Annotated in this window: 16 protein-coding genes; 6 read left to right on the top strand and 10 right to left on the bottom strand. The window is 70.2% G+C overall.

The window, feature by feature from the left end; genetic code table 11:
• Positions 1 to 10 precede the first annotated feature (10 nt).
• From ACIRJP_RS02270 to ACIRJP_RS02260, 3 genes are read right to left on the bottom strand one after another with little or no spacing between them, the layout of a single operon-like run.
• Positions 11 to 1501, bottom strand: coding sequence for a VWA domain-containing protein (locus ACIRJP_RS02270; protein WP_404167276.1), 1491 nt, complete (start codon positions 1499 to 1501; stop codon positions 11 to 13).
• The gene (locus ACIRJP_RS02265) at positions 1498 to 2886 is read right to left on the bottom strand and encodes a hypothetical protein (protein WP_404167641.1); all 1389 of its coding nucleotides are present in this window, start codon (positions 2884 to 2886) and stop codon (positions 1498 to 1500) included. The genes ACIRJP_RS02270 and ACIRJP_RS02265 overlap by 4 nt, the downstream gene beginning before the upstream one ends.
• Positions 2886 to 3389, bottom strand: a complete 504-nt coding sequence (locus tag ACIRJP_RS02260; RefSeq protein WP_404167274.1) for a hypothetical protein — start codon at positions 3387 to 3389, stop codon at positions 2886 to 2888. The genes ACIRJP_RS02265 and ACIRJP_RS02260 overlap by 1 nt, the downstream gene beginning before the upstream one ends.
• A 939-nt stretch (positions 3390 to 4328) precedes the next feature.
• On the opposite strand from ACIRJP_RS02260, the gene ACIRJP_RS02255 reads away from it, so the two are divergent.
• On the top strand, positions 4329 to 4544 hold the full coding sequence (locus tag ACIRJP_RS02255) for a hypothetical protein (protein ID WP_404167272.1): 216 nt from the start codon (positions 4329 to 4331) through the stop codon (positions 4542 to 4544).
• A 120-nt stretch (positions 4545 to 4664) separates the two neighbouring features.
• Complete coding sequence (locus ACIRJP_RS02250) at positions 4665 to 5033, top strand: hypothetical protein (protein WP_404167270.1); 369 nt, start codon at positions 4665 to 4667, stop codon at positions 5031 to 5033.
• Positions 5034 to 5123: 90 nt separating this feature from the next.
• Here the strand turns inward: ACIRJP_RS02250 and ACIRJP_RS02245 are convergent, their stop codons facing one another.
• Positions 5124 to 7670: an ATP-dependent Clp protease ATP-binding subunit gene (locus tag ACIRJP_RS02245; protein WP_404167268.1), complete on the bottom strand. Its 2547-nt coding sequence runs from the start codon at positions 7668 to 7670 to the stop codon at positions 5124 to 5126.
• A gap of 394 nt (positions 7671 to 8064) precedes the next feature.
• Positions 8065 to 8724 (bottom strand): HAD family hydrolase, encoded by a 660-nt coding sequence (locus ACIRJP_RS02240; RefSeq protein ID WP_404167266.1) that lies wholly within the window; start codon positions 8722 to 8724, stop codon positions 8065 to 8067.
• Between the two features lie 378 nt (positions 8725 to 9102).
• On the opposite strand from ACIRJP_RS02240, the gene ACIRJP_RS02235 reads away from it, so the two are divergent.
• Complete coding sequence (locus ACIRJP_RS02235) at positions 9103 to 9822, top strand: hypothetical protein (protein WP_404167264.1); 720 nt, start codon at positions 9103 to 9105, stop codon at positions 9820 to 9822.
• Between the two features lie 301 nt (positions 9823 to 10123).
• Here the strand turns inward: ACIRJP_RS02235 and ACIRJP_RS02230 are convergent, their stop codons facing one another.
• Positions 10124 to 10639, bottom strand: coding sequence for a lytic polysaccharide monooxygenase auxiliary activity family 9 protein (locus ACIRJP_RS02230; protein ID WP_404167262.1), 516 nt, complete (start codon positions 10637 to 10639; stop codon positions 10124 to 10126).
• A 284-nt stretch (positions 10640 to 10923) separates the two neighbouring features.
• Between ACIRJP_RS02230 and ACIRJP_RS02225 the strand changes: the two genes are divergently transcribed.
• Positions 10924 to 11478: a cupin domain-containing protein gene (locus ACIRJP_RS02225; RefSeq protein ID WP_388664611.1), complete on the top strand. Its 555-nt coding sequence runs from the start codon at positions 10924 to 10926 to the stop codon at positions 11476 to 11478.
• A gap of 77 nt (positions 11479 to 11555) precedes the next feature.
• Here ACIRJP_RS02225 and ACIRJP_RS02220 read toward each other — a convergent pair whose 3' ends face one another.
• Together ACIRJP_RS02220 and ACIRJP_RS02215 are read right to left on the bottom strand one after the other, a co-directional pair.
• Positions 11556 to 12071 (bottom strand): DinB family protein, encoded by a 516-nt coding sequence (locus ACIRJP_RS02220; RefSeq protein WP_404167260.1) that lies wholly within the window; start codon positions 12069 to 12071, stop codon positions 11556 to 11558.
• A gap of 49 nt (positions 12072 to 12120) precedes the next feature.
• Positions 12121 to 12897, bottom strand: a complete 777-nt coding sequence (locus ACIRJP_RS02215) for a DUF4389 domain-containing protein (protein ID WP_404167258.1) — start codon at positions 12895 to 12897, stop codon at positions 12121 to 12123.
• 182 nt (positions 12898 to 13079) lie between these two features.
• Between ACIRJP_RS02215 and ACIRJP_RS02210 the strand changes: the two genes are divergently transcribed.
• Positions 13080 to 13748 (top strand): YoaK family protein, encoded by a 669-nt coding sequence (locus ACIRJP_RS02210; RefSeq protein ID WP_404167256.1) that lies wholly within the window; start codon positions 13080 to 13082, stop codon positions 13746 to 13748.
• 198 nt (positions 13749 to 13946) lie between these two features.
• On the opposite strand, the gene rpmG is transcribed toward ACIRJP_RS02210, so the two are convergent.
• Positions 13947 to 14111, bottom strand: a complete 165-nt coding sequence (gene rpmG / locus ACIRJP_RS02205) for a 50S ribosomal protein L33 (RefSeq protein WP_404167254.1) — start codon at positions 14109 to 14111, stop codon at positions 13947 to 13949.
• 391 nt (positions 14112 to 14502) lie between these two features.
• On the opposite strand from rpmG, the gene ACIRJP_RS02200 reads away from it, so the two are divergent.
• Complete coding sequence (locus ACIRJP_RS02200; RefSeq protein WP_404167252.1) at positions 14503 to 15969, top strand: PP2C family protein-serine/threonine phosphatase; 1467 nt, start codon at positions 14503 to 14505, stop codon at positions 15967 to 15969.
• Between the two features lie 166 nt (positions 15970 to 16135).
• On the opposite strand, the gene ACIRJP_RS02195 is transcribed toward ACIRJP_RS02200, so the two are convergent.
• Positions 16136 to 17635, bottom strand: a complete 1500-nt coding sequence (locus tag ACIRJP_RS02195; protein WP_404167250.1) for a hypothetical protein — start codon at positions 17633 to 17635, stop codon at positions 16136 to 16138.
• Between the last annotated feature and the right edge of the window lie 203 nt (positions 17636 to 17838).

Genomic DNA, 17838 nt, shown 5'->3' with positions numbered 1-17838 from the left:
AAGTGCCTTTCTAGGCGAGGAAGGTCTTGAGCTCGTCGACGAGCTTGCGGATGTGGCCGGAGAGGACCGGCGTACCGAGGTCTTTGAAGCGGTCACGGAACCACGGGTTGACACTTCCGCGGCCGGAGCTGGTGACCGAGCCGACCGGGATGAACTTGGCTCCCGAACGGTGAATGGCGACCATGCTCTGGAACAGTGGCTCGGTCTGCCATTCGTAGAAGTCGGAGATCCACACCACGACGGTGTTGCGGGGTTCCGCGATCTTCGGCTGGGCCAGTGCCATGGCCACCGTGCCGTCGGTGCCGCCACCGAGGTTGGTGCGCAGCAAGGTCTCGAAGGGGTCGTGCACCCATGGTGTGAGGTCGAGCGCCTGTGTGTCGTACGCGATCAGGTGGACGTCCACCTTCGGCAGCCCGGCGAAGATGGACGCCAGGATGGTGCAGTTCACCATGGAGTCGACCATCGAGCCCGACTGGTCCACGACGACGATCAGCCGCTGGGGTGTCGTCCTGCGGGCCGTGTGCCGGTAGTAGAGGCGGTCGACGTAGAGCCGCTCCTCCTCCGGGCTCCAGTTGGTGAGGTTCTTCCAGATCGTCCGGTCCAGATCGAGGTTGCGGAACACCCGCTTGGGCGGGACGGAGCGGTCCAGGGGCCCCACCGTGGCCTTTTCCACCTGGGTGCGCAGTACTTCGGCGACCTCGTCGACGAAGCGGCGGATGAGGTTTTTGGCGTTGGCCAGGGCCACGCCCGAGAGGTTGTTCTTGTCCCGAAGCAGCTGCTCGATCAGCGACATGCTCGGGGTGAGCCGCGAGGCGAGCACGGAATCGGCGAGCACCTCGCGCAGGTGCATCCGTTTGACGAGGTCGGCCTCGATGGTGGCCAGTTCCGGTCCGATCTCCGGAATGAGCCGGCCGAGGTCGGGGGACGTGTGCCGACCGCCGGTGCCGGTCGGGCTGACACCCACCCCTGTCGCGCCTCCCCCGGGACGGCCGCCTCGCAGCTCGCCGGGGACGCAGCCGAGGGCACGTTCGAGCCAGCCCGCGTCGGACTGCCAGCGCGCCAGCTGTCCGGCGGTGACCGTGCCCGAGCCGGAGGCGAAGACATTGAGCAGCACCTTCGACACCAGCGCCGCCCGTCGTACTTCGGCGGCCCGGTCGCGGGCATCGGCTCCCTCGGAGTCGAGGTCCGGCGCGGGGTCAGGGGCGGGGTCGGGCGTCATCAGGCCGTCGAACTCGGCTGCCAGGTCCGGGTGCCGCTGCACGATCGAGTCGACGGAAGCCTGTGGGTCCAGCAGTGCGGAGGGCAGGCCGATGTCCTCGACGACGGCGAGGCTCGCGGATTCCAGCGTGCTCTGCTCCTCGGGGTCGAAGAGCCGGGCGAGGAGGCGCCAGTACAGGACCTGCCGGCGGTTGTCCTGGGGATCCGCCTCCGGGGTCCGAGGGGGCTGAAGGGTTGGCGGGGTGGTGGTCCCGGTGGTTCGTTCCGTCGTGTGGTCCGTCATTTCCGCAGCAGCCTCCCCGCGCGCTCCCGCAGCACGGCCACGGCGTCGGTGGCGGCTTTCTCGGCCTTGACACCGGCCTTGTCGGTGGTGCCCCCGGCCCATCCCCCGGCGTGGATCGCGACGGCCTTCTTCCGCACGGTCGTCTCGACGGCCAGCGGCTGCACGCGATACGTCCCGGCGTCCCAGCGGAGCAGTCCGATGCACGCACCGGATGCCGCGACGGCCTCGGGGGTGAGCGGTCCGGCGGTGGGAATGCGGTCGGTGTCGACGGCGAGGGGGCCCGCGGCGAGGGTGAACGTGACCGCGTCGTCGTCCTTGGTGGCGGCGTAGCCCTCCAGGAACACGGGGACGGCGATGCGCGCCGGGTGCCGGTCCAGGGGTGTTGTCGCCGCGTCGGTGGCAGTGGGCAGGGCGACGCGGGCGGTGGCGAAGACGTCGGCGGGCTCGCCCCGGCGTGCGTGCTCGTCGCTCCAGAGCAGGTCGCCCTCAGCGGTGACGGGCATGGCGGTGAGCTCCATCGAGCGGCCTTCGCCGATGGCGGCCAGCAGCGACATGTGCGGGCGGAGCAACTGCCAGAGCCCTGCTCCGACGACCGTGTCGGGTTTCGGCACCGCGGTCCCGGCACGTACCAGGCGGGGCGTGGAGCCGTCGGCGGGCTCGAACACCGCGTGAACCTGGGCCTGTACGGCGGTCGCGTGTTCATGGACGTCGATACCGAGAGGCAGTAGACGGCCGGTGGCCGTACCGGTCACGGGCACATCGGCCGCGCCGGGCACCGTCAGCAGCAGGGCGCGCGACCACAGGTCGGCCCAGCGGCGTGCCGGGATCCGTTCCATGGACGAGCCTGGGCAGGACGCCGCGAGTTCGGCGGCGAAGCCGTCCAGGAGCGTCGCCAGGCGGCGCAGGGCGGGATCCGGCAGCATCGCGGAGACGACCGGCGCGGCGCCGGAGACCACTTCGTGGTCGATGCCCTGCCACCCGCAGCGCGCCAGGTCGGCCAGCCAGGAGCGGGCGGCGGTGAGCAGGTTCGTCCCCTGCTGCCCGGCGGGAGCGGGGACCGTCGCCTCGGCACGGGTCCGGCCGGTCGCCTCCTCGATTCGGGTCATCAGTGCGTCGTGGACGGAGCCGAGGAGCGCGGTGCGGGCGGCGGCGAGGGCGAGGAAGTGGTCCTCGCTCGCGGCTCCGCCCGCTGCCTTCCCGGCCGCTTCGGCGACCCTTGCGGCCAGTGGCGTTCCGGCGACCGCGTGCGCGAGTCCGGTCAGTCCGGCGCTCTGGACGGGCTGCGGACGCAGCAGGCCGGAGACGAGAGCGCGGTCGAAGCCGTCGACGGCCTCCAGAGCCTCGTCGAGTCCGGTGATTTCCTCCGCGAACAGGTCGGCACGCATCACGCCACCGCCCTGGTCGGCGGAAACCACTGCATCTCCGGCAACGGCGCCGTGGTCGGGGCGAGTTCCAGGTAGGCGAGGTGGCGCAGGAACCGGCTGAAGACGGGTGCGGCCGCCTTGGTGTCCCCCTGCGGCGGACGTGCGGCGCTCATGTCATTGGCAATGGTCTGCGCGCTCGGCTCCCCGTCCGCGGGCTCGGACTTCAGGTAGCGGGCGACGCGCTCGGCACCGTACTGCAGCACCGCCTCGTTGATCAGGGCCCTGATGTGATTGCAGAACGACCCCCGCGCGCCGCCGCACGGCCGGTTGTTGTTGGTGCTGCAGGCGAACGCGTACGTAGCCGCTGCGACAGACGACACATAGACCCGCCCGATGTCGGAGCCGCTGGACACCACCCCCTGCAGGCGTCCGTCGGCCAGCTCGACGAACGGGACTTTGGCCAGCTTGCGCGGTCGCGCGGGTGTTGTCACCCGTGCCGTGCTCGACCTCTCCCAATCTGACAACACACCACTCCTATGTGCACCAAGGCGACTTCCTCGCCACAACGGCAGGACACGACCGAACATACCTACGACCACTGACAACGCCCGGTCGCAGCCGCGAAGCCGCCCGCTGCGCGGCCGCGGTCAGGGACGTGCGGCAGCCGCGCAGCCGGGCATCAACGTTTCGGCGCCGTAGGTGGACGATCACCCGCACGCGGCGGGGAGGAGCGGAGCGCGCCGTCCCCCGGCGGCGTCAGAGGGCAGGTGCGGAGCCTTCGGAGGCCACGGCTTCTCCGCCCGAAGGCCGGGGTCGGAACGGGATGGGCACGAGATCGTACTGAGGGCACGGCGTCGTGAAGCACTGCTTGGGCGAGGGCACACAGAAGTGTCCGGCAGGTGCCACGACAGCGGCACACGGACTCGCCTGCGGAGCGATGGAACCCGTCTGTCGGGCTGTCGAACCCGTCTGATGGGCGATGGAGCCCGTCCGTGGAACAGTGGAGATCGACTGTGGTGCGACGGAGCCTTCTCCGGCATGCGCCGGGCTCGCCATGGTGAGGGGCAGGGCGGTGAGAGCGACCGCCGTGGCGGTACGCAGCAGGTTGTGAATCACAAGGAGCAGAGTTAGCCGCACCCCGGCGCGTGGCCGCGTCACCCGAGGGGTCAATCACCCTTACGGGTCGAGAAGTTCACCACCGGAACATATTTACTACTGGTCTCGCACCTTGCCGCCGCAGACCGAATCTCGTCAGCACGCGGCCGCGCACGGCGCCGTGCCTGCCACGGTGTGGGGCCAGACTGGCCGGAATGGGCCGTCGCACAACGGGATGCTCTGCCGTTCACTTCTCGGAAGCTCGCAAGCAGCGCGACGGATGAGGGGCGGCGTTCACAGTGCGGCGAACTCTGCGGTCCTTGTTGCTCGCCGTCGGGGGTGGCCTCGCGGGGCTCGCGACAGTCGCTGTGCACCGGTCCCGTCTGCCGCTCGGCTTCGTCGTGCCTGCCGACGCCGCCACCGTGCTGTGCTGGCTCGTCGTCGCCGTCCTGCTGTTTCGAGTACGCCGGGTTCCGGAAGTCCCCGTGGACGGCGCCGGCGGCCGACACCACCAGGCTGTGCGCTGCTCCACCGACGGCGAGCCCTGCGCCCGCTCCCACTGGGGCGCCCGTCACCGCCCCTGATCCGGCCAAAGTCCCCGCGCGCCGGCCCCCGCGCGACCACGCTCTGCGAGTATGACCGGCAACCGCCGCCCGCCGAGCAGTCGAGGAGTGCCGTGTGACCGAGGTCCACGTTCGGCCGTCATGGCCCACCCCGTGCGCCTCCCCCAGGCCCAGGACCTCGCCGCCCGGCTGCGGCTCGACGGTCTCGCCCTCGACCCCGACCCCGAGGGGCCGCTCTCCGCGCTGCGCACCGCCCTGGTCGCATGGGCCGCCGTGACTCCGCGGGCCAGTCATCATCTCGTCGTCCAGGACGACGTCGACGCCCCCGTCGAGCTCCTGGAGATCGTCGGGCGGGCCGCTGCCCGGTTGCCCGACGAGGCGCTGGTCTTCTACACCAACTGGCACGCCCGCAACGGCGCCGCCCGGACGCCCGCGACGGGTCCGGGACGCGGACTGCACGCCTTCGCCCAGTGGCTCGCCTATGAGGGCGTCCTGCACACCGAGGACTGATCCGGCGAGACGCTGCCGGATCCCCGACGGGGCTTGGCGCGCAGTTGGGAGTGCGCGCCAAGCCGTGTGGTCGGGGATCGGCGGCGGGGCCTACTCGGCCGCGGCGGCCTCGGTCCCGGCACCCGACTCGGTATCGGCCCCGGCCTCTGCCCCTGGCTCCGGTCGGCGGATCGAGCAGACCAGCGCGTTTCCCTTCACGTCGGCGACGACGGTGTCGCCAGGCTCCGCCTCGTCGCTCAGCAGCCGGGAGGCGATGCGGTTGTCGAGTTCGGTCTGGATCGTGCGGCGCAGCGGGCGGGCCCCGAACTCCGGCTGGTGGCCGTGTGCGACGAGGAGCTTCTTCGCGGCCTCGGTGATCTCCAGCTCCATGCCCTGGGCCCGTACGCGGCGTTTGCTGCCGTCCAGCATCAGGTCGACGATGAGGCCGAGGTCGTCCTTGTCGAGGCCGTGGAAGATGATCGTCTCGTCGACACGGTTGAGGAACTCCGGCGGGAAGTGGCCCCGCAGGTCGCCCATGAGATCGTCGCGGATCTCGGAGACATCGCCCTTGTGGGCCAGGATGCGCTGGGCCCCGATGTTGGACGTCATGATGACGACGGTGTGACGGAAGTCCACCGTCCGTCCCTGCGCGTCGGTCAGGCGTCCGTCGTCGAGGACTTGCAGCAGCGTGTTGAAGACGTCCGGGTGGGCCTTCTCCACCTCGTCGAACAGGAGCACGCTGTACGGCTGGCGGCGTACCTTCTCCGTCAGCTGGCCGGCCTCCTCGTGGCCCACGTACCCGGGCGGTGCGCCGACGAGCCGCGAGACGGTGTGCTTCTCCTGGAACTCGCTCATGTCGAAGCGGACCATGCGGCGCTCGTCGCCGAAGAGCAACTCGGCCAGTGCCTTGGCTAGTTCCGTCTTGCCCACACCGGTGGGGCCGAGGAAGAGGAAGGAGCCGACGGGGCGGTCGGGGTCGCCCATTCCGGCGCGGTTGCGGCGCACCGCCTGGGCGATCGCGGTGACCGCCTCGTCCTGGCCGACCACCCGGGAGTGCAGTGCGTCCTCCAGCTTGAGGAGCTTCTCCTTCTCGCTGGCGGTGAGCTGCGTGACCGGGATGCCGGTGCGGCGGGAGACGACATCGGCGATGTCCGCGGTGGTGACGTCGATGACGCCCTCACGGCGTTCCTCGATGCCCGCGAGTTCAGCCTCGGTCTGCGCGATCTGCGTCTTCAGTCCGGAGGCCTTCTCGAAGTCCTCGGACGCGACCGCCTCGTCCTTCTCCCGTTTCAGCTTGGCGAGCCGGTCCTCGCGCGAGACGGCTTCGGTGGACCGGCCGAGCGAACGCAGTCGTACCCTGGCGCCCGCCTGGTCCATGAGGTCGATGGCCTTGTCCGGCAGGAAGCGGTCGCTGATGTAGCGGTCGGACAGCTCGGCCGCCGCCACCAGGGCTTCGTCGACGAAGCGGACCTGGTGGTGGGCCTCGTAGGAGTCCCGCAGGCCCTCCAGGATCTGGATGGTCTCCTCGACCGTCGGCTCGGGCACCATGACGGGCTGGAAGCGGCGCTCCAGGGCGGCGTCCTTCTCGATGTGCTTGCGGTACTCGTCGATGGTCGTCGCGCCGACGACGTGCAGCTCGCCGCGGGCCAGAGCGGGTTTGAGCATGTTGCCCGCGTCCATCGCGCTCTCGCCGGACGCCCCGGCGCCGACCACGGTGTGCAGCTCGTCGATGAACAGGATCGTCGAGTCCGCGGCGGCGCTGACCTCCTCGATGACGTTCTTGAGCCGTTCCTCGAACTGTCCGCGGTACTGGGAGCCCGCCACCAGACCGGAGAGGTCCAGGGCGATCACCCGCTTGTCCTTGAGGGTGCGGGGGACGTCCCCGGCCACGACGCGCTGGGCGATTCCCTCCACGATCGCGGTCTTGCCGACGCCTGGCTCGCCGATCAGTACGGGGTTGTTCTTCGAGCGCCGGGAGAGGACCTCCACGGTCTGCTCGATCTCCTCGGCCCGGCCGACCACGGGGTCGAGTTTCCCGGCCTTCGCCTCTTCGGTCAGGTCCCTTCCGTACTGGTCGAGCGTGGGGGTGTCGCTGGCTTGGCCCGCCCAGGTGCCCTCGGCCCGTGCCGCGTTCTCTGCCTCACGCCGCAGTCTGCCGGTGTCCGTGCCGTAGGAGCCGAGCAGTCTGACCGCGCCGGAATCCGGTGTGTCCAGCAGCGCGCCGAGGATGTGCTCGGGTCCGATGTAGGAGACGCCAGCCGCCTGGGAACGCTCGTAGGCCTGCAGCAGCACGCGCTTGGCGGACGGCGTCAGGCTGGGCTCGGCGGACGGTGTGGTGCTCTCCGCCGGCAGGACTTCCGCGATCCGTTTGGCCAGCTCGTCGGGGTTGGCGCCGGCCTGTTCGAGCAGGGTGCGTGCCGGGTCCACCTGGGTGGCCGCCCACAGCAGATGCTCGGTGTCCAGGTCCCGGCTGCCGTCCTCGGTCGCGCGGGTGGTCGCCCGGCCTATGAGCTCGCGCGCCGATTCGGTCAGCAGCCGCCCGATGGGAACCCGCTGCACCTGCGGCGGTGAGGACGCAGGGGACATCCCGAAGAACCGGTTGAGCAGTTCGTTGAAGGGGTCCGGGCCGCCGAAGGAGCCGAAGGAGGACATGGTCATGGTCACCGTCCAGTGAGTGCGGGTGATGGGAGAGCACGAGCGACAGGCACGCCTGCCGGGACCGCCCTGCGCCGGACACAAACGTGGGTCTCCCTGGGCCCACGGATCATCGCGATTGCCTCGTGGCCCCCGTCGGGCAGGTGATTTCACTAGACCAATGCCCACTGCGTCCCGCAACGGCGCGGACGATCGCGTATCGGCCGCCACCGTCGCGCGGCACACCGCCACGGACTTCCAGGCCCGCTGACGGGCCGGCCGGGTATCCGCCGTTCGGGTGATCCCGGACCGACCGTGCAACACCGCGAGGTCGTCAACTGCCCGAGCTGCCAGGTCTCCGAGGACGACGGGGTGCGTGCGCCGCTGTGGCGCGCTTGAGGACGGGGCCACCCCGTTCTCAGTTGGTGACGGCCGCCAGCAGGCCGGGCAGTTCGCGCATGTCGTCGAAGACGGTGGTGCCCGGCCCCTCCAGCCGCGAGGCGGGGGTGAGACCGCCGTAGTAGCCGAAGGCCCGCATCCCGGCGGCACGCGCCGCCTGGACTCCGTACGCGCTGTCCTCGACCACAGCGCATCGCCCGGGGTCCACTCCCATGGAGCGGGCAGCGTGGAGGAAGAGGTCGGGGGCGGGCTTGCCTGTCGTGACATCGGCGGCGCTGAAGACGTTCGACGCGAAGTGGGGGCTCAGCGAGGTGAGTTCGAGGCTCCTTCCGATGGCTTCGCGATCGCCGTTCGACGCGACGCAGAAGGGTGTGGTGAGAGCGTTCAACGCGTCTGCGATGCCGTCGACAGCGGTCAGTTCGGCATCCAACGCCGCCCGGTACAGATGCTCGTACTTCCGTCGCCAGCCCTTCTCCAGCCGCCGCCCGAGCCGTTGCTCCACGGCTGCCGTGTAGACCTCGCTAGACGAGCCCACGAACTGCTCGATGATCTCGGCCTCCGTGAACGCGCATCCGAGGTCGGCCGTGATCACCTCGTCCACCTTGACGCATATTCGCTCGCTGTCCACGAGAACGCCGTCACAATCGAAGATCACCAGTTCGAAAGGGCTCCGAGTCATGGGTGGCAGCCCAGCTGGGCGGTCCCGGCGCCAGACCACGGGCGACCGACACCCGCGGGCACGTTGACTCGCGGCGTCCAGTTTCGGACATGCAGAGGGTGGCCTTACTCCGTGCCGGAGGGGCCGTGTTCACAAATCCGCGCCCGGCGGTGGCGTCGCATCCGAAGCGTGTTCGCCGACGCTGCGGTCTCCTGTGGGCCGTGCCTGTTGACCATTGCCGTACGGCGCGGGCCGACGAGCCCCGGCTGACGCACCGTCATCGACGCCGCCCCCGCACCCCTCGGACCTGGCACGTTCTATTTCCGGATTTCTACGTTCTTGTCGGTGCCATACGCCACGCTGAACGCATACCGCCCAACACCGGCTTGGAGGCCAGTAGTGGACGCCCAGGACCTCGCGCAGCTCGCCGACAAAGAGTTCGAGCAGATTCTCACCTCGAACATTCACCCGCCCACCAGAGATGCCAGAACATGGGCGGCGATCATTCACCCCGACAATCTGCCGCGCGCCCGGAAGATCCTCACACATGTCCACGAGCGCACCGCGAGCGTTCTGCGCCGCCGGAAGACCGAGCGCGAGGAGTTCCGCGTCGAGTGCTTCGCGCGGGGTGAGGCCGGCAAGCGGGAATGGTTCGCCACCCGGGCCGAATTCGAATCGCTGCGGCGCCGCACCGCGAACTTTCACCAGCGTGTCCAGCGAGCCATCTCCGAGCTGGGCCAGGAGCAGCGGAACGTGAACCGCGCGCAAAGCCTGAGCTCCGGTCAGCAGAGCCGGGAGACGCTCCGTGAACTGGCTGTTGCCGTGCAGCGCCACCAGGCAATCCACGCCCGCGAGGGCGGCGGCGCCGAGCCGGCGGACCACGAGCTGTGGCGGCACCTGGACCGGCTGACCGTGCCCACCGGCCCCGGGCAGGAACCGACGACGCTCCGCACGATGCTCAGCATCTACTGGACCGACGTGCATCCGCTCGATGACGGTCCGGAGCGCCGGACGGGGACCGGGCACATCACCCACAGAGCTCCCGCGGCCCCGCCGCCGGCTCACTGCTGCGTGCCGCATGCCCGGCGCGTCCAAGGCCGGGAGGACCGCACGACATAGCCGCGGGTCCTGCGCTCCCCCGCCGGGCCGGCACGGGACGGATCGGGGATCGTCCGTTCCGCCCCGTGCCGGGGATCCGGCCGGATGCGTCCGGGTCAGGGTGCCTTGTACAGACCCAGCTCCGCCGCATGCCGGCCGGCGCGGGCTTCAAGGATCGGATGAATCGTCCGGCCGGTCACCCGATCCGGAGCTGGACGATGTGACTGCGGAGACCGTCCCGCCTGACGTACGCCCCTGGCGGTACGCCGAGGCCCGCACGAGCGGGTGAGGACCTCGGCGCACCGCCGGCCCGGCTCGCCGGTCAGCCGACGTTCACGTCGACACAGGCGTAGAACGCGTTGGCGGTGTCGGCGATGTTCCACACCGCGAGCACCTTCTGCCTGCCCGTCAGGCCTCCGAAGTCGACCTGGTGGGTGACGGTGGCGCCGGGTTGCGCGCCGTTGTCGTTGAACTCGGCGATCTTCCGGCCACCGGCGAAGTACTGCCAGCTGCTCGTGGCGTGCCGGGCGGTCAGGACCCACTGGAAGGACGCGCTCCGGCCGACCGGGGTGACCTGCCATCCCTTGGAGTCGTGGTCGAGTTCGGCGAACCGGCTGTTGCCGCCGCTGCAACTGGACAGCCCCTTGGGGCCTTCCACGCTCTGCGGCTCGTACTTGATGTCCCCGCAGCTCACGGTCCCGGCGGCGCACTGGGCCTGACGGCTCGGGGGCGACGAGATGTTGCCGTGGGCACTGGCGGAGCCGACCGGAAGGCTCAGGACCAGTACGGGGGCGAGTAAGGCACCGATGACTGCGGCTGTCTTCCTTTTCGCGTGCATGCTTCTCCTTCACGCGAGGCGGCGCCGCACACGAGCAGGCTATGGGGGCCCGCTGGTGGCGGACCGGCCTCTCCGGGGTGGGGCCAAGAGGTGCGAAGGGCCGGCAGGAACCGCTGCCGCGTACGCCCGGGACTCGCGACGTCCGACAGGGCACTGCACTTGGACCAGACCATACCCATCGACGCGTCCACGTCAAGATGCCGGCGCCTCGCCGTCGATCCGGTCCACGGCATAGCCTCGTGATGCGGCACGGTCCGTGCCCGCCCCCGACGAGCAGGAATGCCATGCCCTCCCATGCCACTCCCCCGCCCGGCCCGTCCGGTTCCGCCGGCCGCGATGCCTTCCACCCCGACCTGCCCGGCCATGACGACAGCGGCGACGGCGCGGCCGGCCACGGACTCCCGCTGCACGCCCGGCTCCACCACATCCGTGCCGACGCGCTCGACGGCGACACCGCGCAGACGGGCGGCATGCGCCGGTTCGCCGCGATCAGCGGCAACAGGGTCGGGTCGCGGCGCATCTGGATGGGCCAGACCCATGTGGCGGCGCGAACCGCCTCGTCCAACCATCACCACGGCGACTCCGAGACGGCAATCCATGTGGTCAAGGGACACCCGGAGTTCGTGTTCCTCGACGATTCGAGCGGCACGGCCGAGGAGGTCCGGATCCGCACCTCCCCCGGTGACTACATCTTCGTACCGCCGTTCGTGCCGCACCGCGAGGAGAATCCCAGCGCCGACGAGGAGGCGGTCGTGGTGATCGCCCGCAGCACCCAGGAGGCGATCGTCGTCAATCTCCCGGAGCTGTACGTGCTGGGGGACGAGCCCGACGCCGGATGACGAGCCGACGGGAGTCCGGCACGGCCGCGTACGTTCTCCGCGCACGCCCGGCCGCGCCGGCCCCGCTCGGCGCAGCGTCACCAGCCCGTAGCACCGTCGAGGCGCTCGCGCACCATGTCCGCGTGGCCGGTGTGGCGCGCGTACTCACCGATCATGTGCAGGTGGATCAGCCGGAGCGAGTACTCCTCGCCGCCGTGGACGAAGGTGTCGTCCAGCGAGGCCTTGGCGACGATCTCGTCCGCGAGCCGGCACTCCTCGACGAGACGGGCGTAGTCCTCGGCCGCGCGGGACGGGTCCAGGTCCTCGAAGTCCGCGTCCTTGCCCTTCTCCGGGTCGTACATGAGGTCGAACGACTGACCGGCGAACCGCTCCCGGAACCAGACGCGTTCGACCTTCGCCATGTGGCGGATGAGTCCGAGAAGGGTGAGATTCGACGGCTCCACGGTCTGTTCGGCGAGTTGTTCCCCGGTCAGGCCCGCGCACTTGTGCAGCAGGCAGCTGCGGAACCACGCGAGATAGCCGGTGAGCATCTCGCGCTCCTCGGCCACGAGTGAACCGGATGTGCGCACAACCTCAGGTGCTGTCCATGTCATGACGTGATCATGCCTCGTCCGCGGTGGCACCGGACGGGTTTCAGGGGTTTTACATGCTGCCGGTGGGCTCGTTCGACCAAGTGGTCGTGGTGGACGTGGTGATGGCGGTGGCCACCCCGAGCACCAGGCACAGGATGAGCAGCCCCTTCCCCGCATCGCTCATGACGAGGGGTCGTGTGGCGGTACGTGTCCGCCGCTGCGGTACGGAGAGGTCGTCGTCGCCGAAGAAACCCTTGGGGTAGGCCGGGGTCAGCATCATGGCGTAGGCACCGAAGCGCATTTCGTAGCGGAGCACGGCGGCTGTGGCCTCGAAGAGGGGGCGTGGCATGCGTCCCAGGATCAGAGTGATCAGCCACCAGACGATCGAGACCGCCCACCAGCCGGACATGGCGAGGCTCTGCACGACGGCCGCCGGAATCATCAGGATCAGGCGGAAGAGGACGGCCAGGCGGTTGAGCGCGGTGGGCCGGACCTCGATCCGGACCGGGTAGTCCGGCGGCGGATCGAGGGCGAACGGCGGACAGCGGTCCACGAGCAGCATGCTGCTCGCGCCGACCCGTACCTGGTAGCCGAGGTATCCGGCGAGGAAGCGGAAGACCGGTTCGGGCAGCCGCCCCAGGAACAGTGCGGCGAACCACCCCGCGATGGCGGTCGGCACGGCCGCGATGTAGAGGAGGAACAGCACGATGAAGTGCGGGATCAGGAGAAGCAGCCGTACCAGCACGGTGAGCCGGCGCTGCCGGGGCGGCTCGATGACGTCCAGCGCGGGCAGCCACTCGGCGGCGGCCCATGCCCTCGGGCCCGGACTCCACTGGGCGTCGGCCATGTCGCTCCTCGTCGGCGGGTGATCCGTACGCCGTCGGCTCGTACGACGTCCCCCCACGCTGGGCCGGGCGGGGACGCCCCGCAATCGGCCACGGACCGAACGGGTGCCGCGTGCCGCTCACGGCGCACGGACCGCCGGGCTCATCCATGGCAGCGGTCCGGGGCCGGACCGAGAATGCAGGCGTGTCCACTCCCACGCGTCCCTCCGCCCCGACCCCCCACGCCGGGCTCGGTCCCTGGGGCGAATGGGCCCTGCTGTTCCTGTCGGCCGCTTCCGGTGCGGCCGACGCGTTCGTCTTCATCTGCGTCGGCCAGGTCTTCGCCGGGGTGATGACCGGGAATCTGGTGCTGCTGGGCGCCTCTGCCGCCGGTGGCGGAGAGCAAGGGGTGGCGATGCGGGTGGTCACCGCGCTGGGCGCCTACGCCGTCGGCGTCGGCTGCGGTGCCTGGATGAGCAATCGGTCGCGGTGGTCACTGCCGGTGATGCTGCTGGTGGAGGTGGCCCTGCTGGCGGCGGGGGCCGTGCTGTGGGCGGTCGGGCTGATCACTTCGGGCGGGGACCGGCTGGGCCTGCTGGTGCTCATCGCCGTGGCCATGGGTATCCAGGGCCGGATCCGCGCGACACCCACCAACTACTTCACCGGCACGCTCACCGCCCTCGTCGGCCGGGCGGCCCTGCGGTCTTGGGAGCAGGGGGACCGCTGGGTGGCCGGCCGGTTGGCCGCGGTCGTGGCGGGCGCCGCCGTGACCGCGCTCACCGTACGCCTGTGGCCTGACGCGGCAGCGGCGGTGGCGGTGGTGCCGGCGGCGGGCGCACTGCTCATCGAGTGGGTCCGCAGAGCGGCTTCCTGACGCTGACCTGCGACGATGCCCAGGGAAGAGGAAAGCCCCGGCCGGATCGGGGGAATCCAGCCGGGGCGGCTCAGAGGTGGGCGCGGTGCGCGACATCCACATATAGGTGAACGATAAACCACTGCATCCCGATCCCGGAAACGCGCACCCCGCACTGTGATCCACGGCACGGAATGCGGCTTCCCGACGGATCCGTGCTCAGCGTTCCTCACGGAAGAGCACGTGCTGCCCCACCACGGGGTCGAACTTGCGCAGCACCAGCCGGTCGGGGTCGTTCCGGCGGCTCTTGCGGGTCACGTAGCTCTGCCCCGTTCCTGCCGTCGACCGGAGAGTGACGACGGGACGGGTCTCACTGCGGGCCATGGGCGTCTCCAGACTTCCGTGCCGACCCCACCCTCTCTGGTGAGAATGGGTGTCGTTTTCGTTCTGGTCACTTAACACGGCGAGCCACTGCCGCATTCCCGCCGCACGGCCGGTGGCGCCCCGCATATGCCCCCGACCGGACCGGACGGGCGGCTGCGGGCCGGTGCGCGCGGGCGCACAACCGCCCTCACACACCGGATGACTTGCGCCAACGTCCGTCGATGGCAAGGGCGTTCGACGGATAGGCGTCATGCGCAGCCCGTGACATATGCCAGAAGCAAGAACGTCTCGAGTGTTGCCAAATCCCTTACGGCCTCCCACAGGCTGTGCAACAGTCGTCTTCGGTCCACCTTTCAGACCTGGTCGTGCCGCGCCTGTATCGGAGTACGAGATGCCGTCCCATCTGTCCGCGGACCGCCCCGCCCCACAGCCACCCGAGCGCGACACCCTCGATGCGCTGATCAACCGGACCCTTCGGCTCCGTGGCGATGTGGATGCCGTGCGGCGGGACACGGTGCTGATCGACGAGGAGGACCCGCAGCTGCGCTGGCAGCGGGCGCTCTGTGATCTGGCGGTCCACCATCTCGACGACCTCGGCACACACCTGGGTCAGCTCAAGGAGGGCCTGTCGCCCGGGACCGGGCAGCACCTCGCGGAGACCTCGGGCCTGCCGACGGCGCAGGACGCAGCTGAGAGCGCGCAGGAGCCTTACGACAACCCGAAGCCGGGGTCGCTGATCGGCCGGGTGGGCAGCGCGGAGTGGAATCTGCTCACCGACGACGTCAGCTGGTCCGAGGAACTGTTCCAGATCTTCGGCAGGCCCCCCGCCGCCGGACCGCTCTCGCTCGACGAGTTTCCGTCCACGCTCCTTCCCGAGGACCAGCCCCTGCTCACCGCCCTGGTGACCGACTGCCTGGTGGACGGCAAGCCGATGGACGGCGAGTTCCGCATCACGCGGACCGACGGCCGGGTGCGCACTCTCCACATGATGGGCGAGCCCGTCCTCGATTCGAACGGGTCCACCGCCTCCATGTGGGCGGTGCTGCGCGACGTCAGCGAACTGCGGCGCAGCCAGCAGGCGGTGCGCCGGAGCCACGAATCGCTGCGCAGCCGGGAACACCGGGCACGGACCGAGCATCGCCTGGCGGTCGAGCTCCAGGAGGCAGTGCTCGCCCCGTGGCGTGGCTCACTGCGACTTCCCTCCCAGGGGCCCGGCGCACTCGACATCGCGGCGCACTACCTTCCGTCGGAGTCGAGTTCGCGCATCGGCGGCGACTGGTACGACGCGCTGGAAATGCCGGACAGCAGGACCATGCTCACGGTCGGTGATCTGACCGGTCATGGCATCCAGGCCACCTCGGCCATGGCCATGCTGCTGGGCGCGCTGCGTGGCATGGCCGTGGCCGGCATCGAGCCGGGCGCCCTGATGGGGCATCTCAATGAGCTACTGGAGTCCTCCGTCCAACCCGCTCTCGGCAGCGCGGTGTGCTGCCTTCTGGATCCGTCCACCGGCGCCCTCACCTGGGCGCAGGCCGGACACCCCGCGCCGCTGCTGTTCCGCGACGGAGTGGGGCGTCCGCTGCCCGCGCCGGACGGGGTCCTGCTCGGCGCGGCCTCCGGGGTCGCGTACGAGCAGGACGAAGTGCACCTGCTACCCGGTGACGTGCTGGTGCTGCACACCGACGGGCTGAACCGTCACAGAGACCGGGGTGCGGGCCCGGACGCACTGCTGGCTCTGGCCCCGCGTTTCACGCAGGCCCGTTCGGCACAGGAGTGCCTGCGGACCGTCGTCGCGGAGTTCGGCGGCACCGAACGCCTGGACGACGCCTGCGTGCTGATCGTCCGCATCGGGGCGTAGCGCACCGCTCGACACGTACAGGGCACGGACCAAGCGCGGAACACCGGACACGGCGCGGTACGCAGGAGGGCGTGCCGCCTACGGGTGCGGTGCTGGAACAGGATGGCCGGAAGGCCGGTGGTCGGACGGTCTGTGCTCGGCGGCCCTTCGTCGCGGCGCCCGCAGGTCAGATCTCCGACGACCGCCTGCGCTGCTTGATGATGGAGTTCTGCGGCAGGGAGAGCTTGATCTCCTCTCTCAGGTCCTCGATCTTCGCGTAGCCCGCGAACTGGCCTGTGAGCCGGTACATTTCGCGCAGCCGGTCCCAGGTGCGGTGCGAGGAGGTCTCCCCCATCGTCACCAGGGCGAGCCGTGCGTACCGGTCGGCCTGCTCGGGATCGTCGGCGATGAAGCAGGCCGAGGCGAGCGAGATGTAGTCGAAGATCTTGGACCGCTGGCGTCCGTTGGCCCGGAGCTCCAGCGCCAGTTTGGCGTGGCGCTGCGCCACGATCGCGGCCGACGGATCATGTTCGGCGAGCGTGCGGAAGGCCAGGGCCTGCATGCCGTGCATGTCCGCCTCGTCGAACATCTGCATCCAGCTGGGCGGCGGCACATCGCTCTTGTCCGAGGTGAAGAGTTCCTCGGCCTTGCCGAGGGTGCGCCGCATGGCCTGGCCGCGGCCCATGGATGCCTGCGCCCAGGCCTCGATGGTGTGCAGCATCGCCTGGGTGCGGGGCAGAACCATGTCCCCGGAGCCGGACTTGGCGAGCTCCATCAGGTCCAGGGCGTCGTCGGGACGGCCGAGGTGGACCATCTGACGGGCCGCCCTGGAGAGCGCCTCTCCCGCCCTGGGGCGGTCGCCGCCCTCGCGTGCCGAGTGTGCCGCGATGACGAAGTACTTCTGGGCGGTCGGTTCGAGGCCGATGTCGTGGGACATCCATCCCGCGAGCACCGCGAGGTTGGCCGCGACGCCCCAGAGCCGGCGCTGGAGATGGTCGGGGTGACGGTAGGCGAGCATGCCGCCCACCTCGTTGAGCTGGCCCACCACGGCCTTGCGCTGGAGTCCGCCGCCCCGTGAGGCGTCCCAGGCGCGGAACACCTCGACGGACCGCTCCAGCGCCTCGATCTCGTCCGATCCGATGGGCGCGGCCTCGTACCGGTCGAAACCGGCGGGGTCCGCGTGCAGCGGGTCCTCGATCCGTGGGGCGTCGGCCGCCAGTACGGGGTCGGAGTGCAGCCAGTCGTGCATGGGGCCGGTGATGGTCGATCCTGCGGCGAGCGCGGCGCCCGCGCTCACCAAGCCGCGTCGGTTGAGCATGAGGTCCATTCCCGTGAATTCGGTGAGGACCGCTGCCGTCCGCTCGGGCGCCCACGGCAGTCCGTCGGGATTGTCCTGCGTCCCGGCCTCCTGCCGTTTCCCCACACGCCCGCGTCGGCCGAACCCGAGGTCCTCGATGGTCACGACACGACCGAGTCGCTCGGTGAACAGGGCAGCCAGCACCTTGGGCACGGGATCGCGGGGGGACTCCCCCATGTCGATCCAACGCCTCACCCGCGAGGTGTCGGTGGCCAGTTGCGGGTGGCCCATGGCCGCCGCATTTCTGTTCACCATTCTCGCGAGTTCGCCCTTGGACCAGCCGGCGAGGCCGAACAGGTCGGACAGGCGGGTGTTGGGTTCTCCGGTCACGTCAAGCCCCCAGGTTCTCGGCTGTGTCGACAGTAACCCCCTGTCAGAGGCCTTGCGACAATTCGCCAGGGTTCGCCAGGGTCCGCCAGTTGGTCTGCCACCCGCCTGCCGGTGTCAGGTAGGAAAGCGCCACCCCGCCCGGCAGCCCTAGGTACTCCCCAGGGTGCCGAACGGCCGCCGGCCGGGGCGGTGCACGCAACTTG

The organism is Streptomyces sp. NPDC102437, from assembly GCF_044765565.1.
Classification (GTDB): domain Bacteria; phylum Actinomycetota; class Actinomycetes; order Streptomycetales; family Streptomycetaceae; genus Streptomyces.
This window is presented reverse-complemented; position numbering and strand designations above follow the sequence as displayed.

What these genes read in the sequence shown, in the direction of transcription:
- ACIRJP_RS02270 (WP_404167276.1), bottom strand. Translation starts at nt 1,501, where the DNA reads ATGACGGACCACACGACGGAACGAACCACCGGGACCACCACCCCGCCA.
- ACIRJP_RS02265 (WP_404167641.1), bottom strand. Translation starts at nt 2,886, where the DNA reads ATGCGTGCCGACCTGTTCGCGGAGGAAATCACCGGACTCGACGAGGCT.
- ACIRJP_RS02250 (WP_404167270.1), top strand. Translation starts at nt 4,665, where the DNA reads ATGGCCCACCCCGTGCGCCTCCCCCAGGCCCAGGACCTCGCCGCCCGG.
- ACIRJP_RS02245 (WP_404167268.1), bottom strand. Translation starts at nt 7,670, where the DNA reads ATGACCATGTCCTCCTTCGGCTCCTTCGGCGGCCCGGACCCCTTCAAC.
- ACIRJP_RS02240 (WP_404167266.1), bottom strand. Translation starts at nt 8,724, where the DNA reads ATGACTCGGAGCCCTTTCGAACTGGTGATCTTCGATTGTGACGGCGTT.
- ACIRJP_RS02230 (WP_404167262.1), bottom strand. Translation starts at nt 10,639, where the DNA reads ATGCACGCGAAAAGGAAGACAGCCGCAGTCATCGGTGCCTTACTCGCC.
- ACIRJP_RS02225 (WP_388664611.1), top strand. Translation starts at nt 10,924, where the DNA reads ATGCCCTCCCATGCCACTCCCCCGCCCGGCCCGTCCGGTTCCGCCGGC.
- ACIRJP_RS02220 (WP_404167260.1), bottom strand. Translation starts at nt 12,071, where the DNA reads ATGACATGGACAGCACCTGAGGTTGTGCGCACATCCGGTTCACTCGTG.
- ACIRJP_RS02215 (WP_404167258.1), bottom strand. Translation starts at nt 12,897, where the DNA reads ATGGCCGACGCCCAGTGGAGTCCGGGCCCGAGGGCATGGGCCGCCGCC.
- rpmG (WP_404167254.1), bottom strand. Translation starts at nt 14,111, where the DNA reads ATGGCCCGCAGTGAGACCCGTCCCGTCGTCACTCTCCGGTCGACGGCA.
- ACIRJP_RS02200 (WP_404167252.1), top strand. Translation starts at nt 14,503, where the DNA reads ATGCCGTCCCATCTGTCCGCGGACCGCCCCGCCCCACAGCCACCCGAG.